General features: G+C 76.0%; 5 protein-coding genes. 4 read left to right on the forward strand and 1 reads right to left on the reverse strand.

The annotated features are described in order from the left end of the window. Positions 1-262: 262 nt before the first annotated feature. Positions 263-1,870: an SMI1/KNR4 family protein gene (locus ACWD4P_RS37650; protein WP_449782743.1), complete on the forward strand. Its 1,608-nt coding sequence runs from the start codon at positions 263-265 to the stop codon at positions 1,868-1,870. A 177-nt stretch (positions 1,871-2,047) separates the two neighbouring features. Beyond that, positions 2,048-2,662, forward strand: a complete 615-nt coding sequence (locus tag ACWD4P_RS37655; RefSeq protein ID WP_449782744.1) for a hypothetical protein — start codon at positions 2,048-2,050, stop codon at positions 2,660-2,662. 86 nt (positions 2,663-2,748) lie between these two features. On the opposite strand, the gene ACWD4P_RS37660 is transcribed toward ACWD4P_RS37655, so the two are convergent. Continuing rightward, the gene (locus ACWD4P_RS37660) at positions 2,749-3,660 is read right to left on the reverse strand and encodes an NmrA family NAD(P)-binding protein (protein WP_449782745.1); all 912 of its coding nucleotides are present in this window, start codon (positions 3,658-3,660) and stop codon (positions 2,749-2,751) included. Positions 3,661-3,767: 107 nt separating this feature from the next. Here ACWD4P_RS37660 and ACWD4P_RS37665 point away from each other — a divergent pair, with 107 nt between their 5' ends. Then, positions 3,768-4,544: a TetR/AcrR family transcriptional regulator gene (locus ACWD4P_RS37665; RefSeq protein WP_449782746.1), complete on the forward strand. Its 777-nt coding sequence runs from the start codon at positions 3,768-3,770 to the stop codon at positions 4,542-4,544. A 279-nt stretch (positions 4,545-4,823) separates the two neighbouring features. Beyond that, positions 4,824-5,801: a phosphotransferase family protein gene (locus ACWD4P_RS37670; RefSeq protein ID WP_449782747.1), complete on the forward strand. Its 978-nt coding sequence runs from the start codon at positions 4,824-4,826 to the stop codon at positions 5,799-5,801. The last annotated feature ends 439 nt before the right edge of the window (positions 5,802-6,240 follow it).

Below are 6,240 nucleotides of genomic sequence, written 5' to 3' on the forward strand. Positions count from 1 at the left end.
GATGATCGAGGAGGGCGCCGGAGCGACACATCCGCCGTGAGAACGGAGCGCCTCACCCTCCCGGGGGAGGCCGATCCACACCTTGTGGCGGCCGGACACGGCACGGCGCTCGGCGCGGTGGCGGCGGCGCGGCGGGCCCGCACTCCGTCGCCGCCGGCTCCGCCGGGCCGAGCCCGCGGGCCCCGGCCGGGATCGCGCCGGCCGCGTCTGTCACAGGCCCCTGCGATGATCACGGGAGTGTCGACGGAGACGGAATCAAGACATGACCGAGCTGATCGAGCAGGGCGTCGCCCGGGTGGCCGGGATCATCGCGGCGAACGCGCCGGCGGGGTGGACGGAGGCGGTGCTGGTGAGCACCGAAGGCCTCTTCGGTCTCAACGCCTCCGGCCAGTGCGTGCTTTCCGACGCGACCGCGCGGCCGTTCCATCTGGCCCGTGGACTCCAGGACCTGCGTGACGTGACCGCGGCGGTGGGCACGGCTCGCGGCTGGGAACGCACCAGGCTGGACATGCGGTTCCGGCCGTCCGGGGAGTACTCGCTGGTCGCTTCCCGCGATGTCCTCTCCCGCCTGCACGACGGGCGTCCGGGCTTCCTGGCCGTCCTGGACCACGGCTGCCGGCCCTCCTCGGCGGGGTACACCCAGGCCGAGGGCACGGCCGGCCCGGCGGGCGACCCTGACCTGGCGCTCGCCCGGCTCCGCGCCTACCTGACGCGGCGTACCGACATCCTGGGACGCGCCGAGACGCTGCCCCCGCCCGTGACCGAGGCGGCCCTCGCCGACGCCGAGCGCCGCCTCGGCCGACCGCTGCCCGCCGACCTGCGGGCGCTGTACCTGTTCGCCGACGGCAGCGGGGACGACGCCTCCGGCCTGTTCGGCAACCTCGACTGGATCCCGCTGGCCCGGCTGGTCGCCGCCAACGCCGACCTGCGGGAACCGGTGTGGACGGGCTGGGAGAACCACTGGGACGCGGTCGTCCTGGACGCCGCCCCGCCCGACACGGTCCGGCGCTGCCACGAGCACCCCGGGTGGCTCCCGTTCGCCACCGCCGACGACGGCAACTACCTGGCGGTCGACATGTCCCCCGCCCCTGCCGGACGCCCGGGACAGGTGATCGAGATCGGCCGCGACCACTACGACGGGCCGCTCCACGTCTGCGACTCCGTCACCTCGCTCCTCGCCCGCTACCTGGACCTGCTGGACCGTGACGCCTACGCGGTCGAGGAGGACGACGTCGACTTCATCGACTTCCTGGAAGGCCCGCGCGTGCCCGGTTCCGATGCGGAGCTGCGATCCGGCGGAATCCCCCACGACGTGCCACCCGACCTCCAGGCCCTTCTGATCCATGTCAACACCCCCACCGGCCCGATGGACCTCACCCCGCTCGCGGCCGCACCCCACCTGCGAAGGCTCCGGCTCGAGGGCCGGCCCGTCACCGACCTGACGCCCGTCAGGGACCTGCCCGTCGAGTCCCTGGCCGTCGACCTCCACGGCGGCGACCTCGCACCGCTAGGGGGCCACCGACACCTCCGCTCGCTGGACCTCTCCACCACCACCGCGACCGACCTCGCCCCGCTGCGCACGGCGCCGAACCTGCACGGCCTGGACCTCTCCCGGGCCGCCGTCCGGGACTTGACCGTGCTCGCGGAGTTCCCGCGGCTGCGCTACCTCGCCCTCACCGGCAGCCAGTGGGCCGTCCTGCTGGCCGGGGGCAAGGTGCCGCCGTCCCTGGCCGCCGCCCGCCTGGCCGAACCCGACACGTCCCACGCCGAGGCGCTGTCCTGGGCGGAGAGGCTCGGCCTGCCCCTCGGAGCGCCTTTCGTCCTCTCGGGAACCCTCGCCCCGGACGGTGAGACCGACCGCACCCGGTGAAACGACCGCCGGTCGAGCGATGTCGCACGCCGGGGAGGAGCCCGCCGTCCTGCCGGCCACGACCGGGGGACCCGCACCGGTTCGCCCGTGCGCCCGGCGGGTGGGAAAGGCCCGGATGCCCGGGCGGGCTCACGTACGGTGGGGTCCGGGGTGTGCGGAGGGCTGGGGAGGCGGACGATGCGCACGGTGGGGCGGGCGGCCTGGAACGCGGCACTGGCGGCGCTGTTGGGGGGCGCGGTGTTCTTCGGCGTCCGCAGGCTGGCGGACTTCGCCCACCGCACCCACAGTCAGACGGCCGTCCCGCTGCTGGTGCTGTTCGTCCTGATGGCCGTCTACCTCACCTGGGTGGTGCGGCGCGACGACTCGGCCGTGTGGATGGCCTCGCTCGGCGCCGTCGCCACGGTCATGCTGTTCATCCACATCACCCTGCTGGACACCCGGGCGCTGCGCGAGCACGGCCTGGAGCAGCACGCCCGTATCACCGGGGTGCAGACGAAGTCGAACGCCGACAACACCGACTACCAGGTCTACACCCTGGAGGCCCTGGACGGCCCGCCGATCAACGAGACGGCCACCGGGGGCCTCGGCGGTTCGAAGCGGGTCGGCGAGATCGTCACCGTCACCACCGACCCGGCCGGCCGGGTCGCCCCGAAACTGGGCAGGCTGCCGAGCGCCGCCACCCAGGCGTGGATGGGCCGGGTCGACACCGTCCTCGCCGTCCTCCTCGTCCCGGTGCTGATCGGCTGGACGAGGGAACGCACCAGGAAACGCCCCGGCCAGCAACGCGGCTGACGCGCCGGCCCCCGTGAGCGCCGCCGACCGGCGCAGCGGGGGCCGTCCTGCTGCGCCGGTCGGCATCCGCGGGCGGCGTTCTGCCGCTACCGCGCGCCGGGTCGGCGGTCGCGCAGGGCGGCGGCGCCGGTTTCGGCGAGCCAGTCGGCCAGGGTGCGCAGCCCGGGGTGGATGACGCGCAGCGCCTCGATGTCGGCGTGCCAGCGGTGTCCGGCGGCCCACTGCCGGCGGACCTCGGCGAACTCCGGGTTCAGCGCGGCCGCCTCCTCGTGGGTGAGCCACTCGTAGCGCACGGGGATGCCGGTGGCGGCGCTGATCGCGGCGGCGGCCTCGACCGGGGTGGGGTCGTCGCCGGCCAGCTCCAGGGTCCGTCCGGCGAACCGCTCCGGCTGCTCGAAGGCCAGGGCCGCGAACTCGGCGATGTCCTCGGGGGCGATGACCTGCAGCGGCTCGTGCGGGGCGAAGAGGTGCCGGTTGACGCCGTCGACGATCCCGTCGAGGCCGAAGCCGGTCCCGAAGTAGTTCGTCATGAACCGCACCGGGCGCAGCACCGTCACCAGCGGGAACCGCTCGCGCAGGTACTGTTCGACGCGCCGCTTCCCCGGGGCCGCGAACGCCGCGCCGGAGGTCGAGGCGACGCTGGTGAACACCACCTGGCGGACCCCCGCGGCCGCGGCCGCGTCGGCCAGCGCCCGGCCGCGGGTGAACTCCAGCTCGTGGTCGGCGCCTTCGGGTCCGTAGGCGACCGGCGGTACGGCGAACAGCGCGGCGGTGCCGGCCAATGCCGGTTCGAGGCCCGACGGTTCGTCGAAGTCCGCGCGGACCAGTTCGGCTCCGGCCTCCGCGAGCGCCGCGGCGGCGGGCGCGGACGGGTCCCGGACCAGTGCGCGCACCGCCCGGCCGCCGGCCAGCAGCCGCCGTGCCGTCGCGGCGCCCTGCCGGCCGGTGGCGCCGGTCACGGCGACGGTGCCCTTGGCGGTGCCGGTGTCGTCGGTCATGTCGTCCTCCCTCTCCCCCGGGTCGTGCCCGGGGGCGCTGTGGTGGGCTCGATCCATCTGGGATACTCCAACCCGTTTGGCTCCGGTGGGACAAGGGGTTTCGTGACATGACCGCAGTGATCGGCGGCGGCGACCGGGCCGACGCCCGCCGCAACCGGGCCAGGGTGCTGGCCGCCGCCGGCGAGGCGTTCGCCGAGCGGGGGCTCGACGTCCCGCTGGGCGAGGTCGCCCGCCGGGCGGGCGTCGGCGCCGGCACCGTGTACCGGCACTTCCCGAGCAAGCAGGCCCTCCTGGAGGCGGTGTTCGCCCGGCAGTTGACGGACCTGGTCGCCTCCGGCGAACGGCGGACGGCCCGGTTCGCGCCCACCGAGGCGTTCTTCGGGTTCGTCCTGGAGGTCGTCGAGACGTCCCACCGGCGCGGTCCCCTCTGCGAGGTCGTGGCCGCCGACGCGAGCTGGCCGCGCCCGGTGCTCACGGCCGCCGTGCTGAGGTTCCGTCAGGTGCTGGCGGCGCTGCTGGAGGCGGCGCAGCGGGTCGGCGGCGTCCGCGGCGACGTCGGCCCCGACGACGTCGCCGCCCTCGCCCTCGGGTGCGTCGCGATGCTCGACGCGCGCCGTGACGGGCCGGCGGGCCGCAGGCTCGTCCGGCTGGCCCTGGACGGACTGCGTCCTCCCGGTTCGGTCACGGAAGTCGGGGAGTTTCGTGACGGGACCGCCGGCCCCGGGGACGGCGGCGGTCCCGGTGTGCGAGGTGTGCGCGGGGACGCGGTCGCGTGCTGCGAGGAGTGCGGGGCCGCGCTCGCCGTCCGGCCCACCGGTCGGCCGGTGCGCTACTGCGGCGCCACCTGCCGCCAGCGGGCCCGCCGTCGGCGCCTCGCGGGCTGACCGGGCACGTCCGCGCGATGGGCGGCGGGTGGAAGCCGCCGGCTTGCGGCGGGGACGGTCGGGCCGGTCGGTTCGGACGCCCGTGCGTCGTCCCCGTCGGTCGCGCGGAGTCGGAGCGGGAGGCCGAGGTTGCCGGCTGCGAGCGCGGTTTGAGGGCGTGCCCGCCCGGCCGGTGCCGGGTCGCCGCTGACGGGACGTCCGGCGGGATCGTCCGGGCCGCCGCGCGGCCGTGGAATTTTCGGTGGCGGGACGCCGCGCCGGCGCGGCAGCATGGCGCGCATGCCCAGCACTCACACGCCGAAGCCGTCCGCCGGCTCCACCGCGGTCCGGCCGAGTTGGCCACAGTTGCCGGACCGGGTCCGCTCGTTGGTCGAGCGGCGGCTCGGCGGTCCGGTGGCGGCCGCGCCGAGCGCGGGCAGCGGGTTCACACCGGGCTTCGCGGCCGTTCTGCACGGCCCGCGGGGGCCGAGGTTCGTGAAGGCCGCCAACGGTGCGAGCGATCCGGTCATCGCCGACTGCTACCGGCGGGAGGCCCTGATCAACCGGGCGCTGCCCGCCGGCGTGCCCGCGCCGCGTCTGCGCTGGCTGGAGGAGGAGAACGGCTGGGTGGTCCTCGGCCTGGACGCGGTCGACGGCGCGCGGATGCCCGCCGATCCGTGGCGCCCCGCCGAACTCGCCGCCGTCCTGGACGCCTTCGCGGCGATCGCGCGGGAGCTGGAGGTCCCGGGCCGGGCGCTGCTCGACCTCGGGCTCAAGCCGGTCGCCGAGGAGCTGTCGCTCGACGGCTGGCGCCGCCTGGCCGCCGGGGAGCGGGCCGACGACCTGCCCCCGTGGTTCCCCAGGAAGCTGGTCGAACCGCTGGCCGAGCTGGAGAGCGGCTGGGTCCCGGCCGCCGCCGGCGGCTCCGTCCTCCACCACGATCTGCGCCGCGACAACGTGCTGTTCGACGGGCGCGGCCGGGTGTGGGTCTGCGACTGGAACTGGCCCTGCCTCGGCGCGAGTTGGCTCGACCTCACGGTGCTGCTCGGCACCGCCCACGCGGACGGCCACGACGCCTCCCGGCTGTTCGCCGAACACCCCACCGCCCGCGGCGTCGCCCCCGAGCAGCTGGACGCCGTGCTCGCGGGCCTCGCCGGGCTCTTCCTGCACTCCGGCGCCCAGCCCCCGCCGCCCGGCTCGCCGGCGCTGCGCGCGCACCAGACCTGGTCCGGCGAGGTCCTCCTCGGCTGGCTCCGGGAGCGCCGGGGCTGGGCCTGATCGCGCCCGGCCGGGGCCGGGGCCGCCCCAGCGGCGGGTCGGGCCGGCCTTGCGTGCTGCCCGTGGAACGGTCCCTTCAGCACGGGGACGCAGGGTGACGCAGCGAATCCGCGCGTTCGCCACCCTGCCCGCGGACCATCCCGATGACGAGGACCCCGTTCTCACGGCCGGGCGGACGGGTCCCCCCGGCCGCCGGGGGAAGCGGTCGGGATCAGGGCGCGGCCGGGGGTCAGGAGGCGGCCGTGCGGGCCGCCTCCAGCTCGGCCACCAGCCGCTCGACCCGCTTGTCGGTCCGGCCCGAGCCGTGGCCCGCGAGCATGTGCAGCTGGTCCGTTCCGCCGGCGGCTAGGGCGTGTCTGACAATTGGCGTCGGATCAGCGTGCGGCGTTGGGGTGCGTGCATCGCAAGGCGGAGGAGGGAGCCACTGCGGAGCATTGGC

The sequence above is a fragment of the Kitasatospora sp. NPDC002543 genome (assembly GCF_053594915.1).

Coding starts and splice junctions, on each gene's coding strand:
- ACWD4P_RS37650 (WP_449782743.1), top strand. CDS start 263: ATGACCGAGCTGATCGAGCAGGGCGTCGCCCGGGTGGCCGGGATCATC.
- ACWD4P_RS37655 (WP_449782744.1), top strand. CDS start 2,048: ATGCGCACGGTGGGGCGGGCGGCCTGGAACGCGGCACTGGCGGCGCTG.
- ACWD4P_RS37660 (WP_449782745.1), bottom strand. CDS start 3,660: ATGACCGACGACACCGGCACCGCCAAGGGCACCGTCGCCGTGACCGGC.
- ACWD4P_RS37665 (WP_449782746.1), top strand. CDS start 3,768: ATGACCGCAGTGATCGGCGGCGGCGACCGGGCCGACGCCCGCCGCAAC.
- ACWD4P_RS37670 (WP_449782747.1), top strand. CDS start 4,824: ATGCCCAGCACTCACACGCCGAAGCCGTCCGCCGGCTCCACCGCGGTC.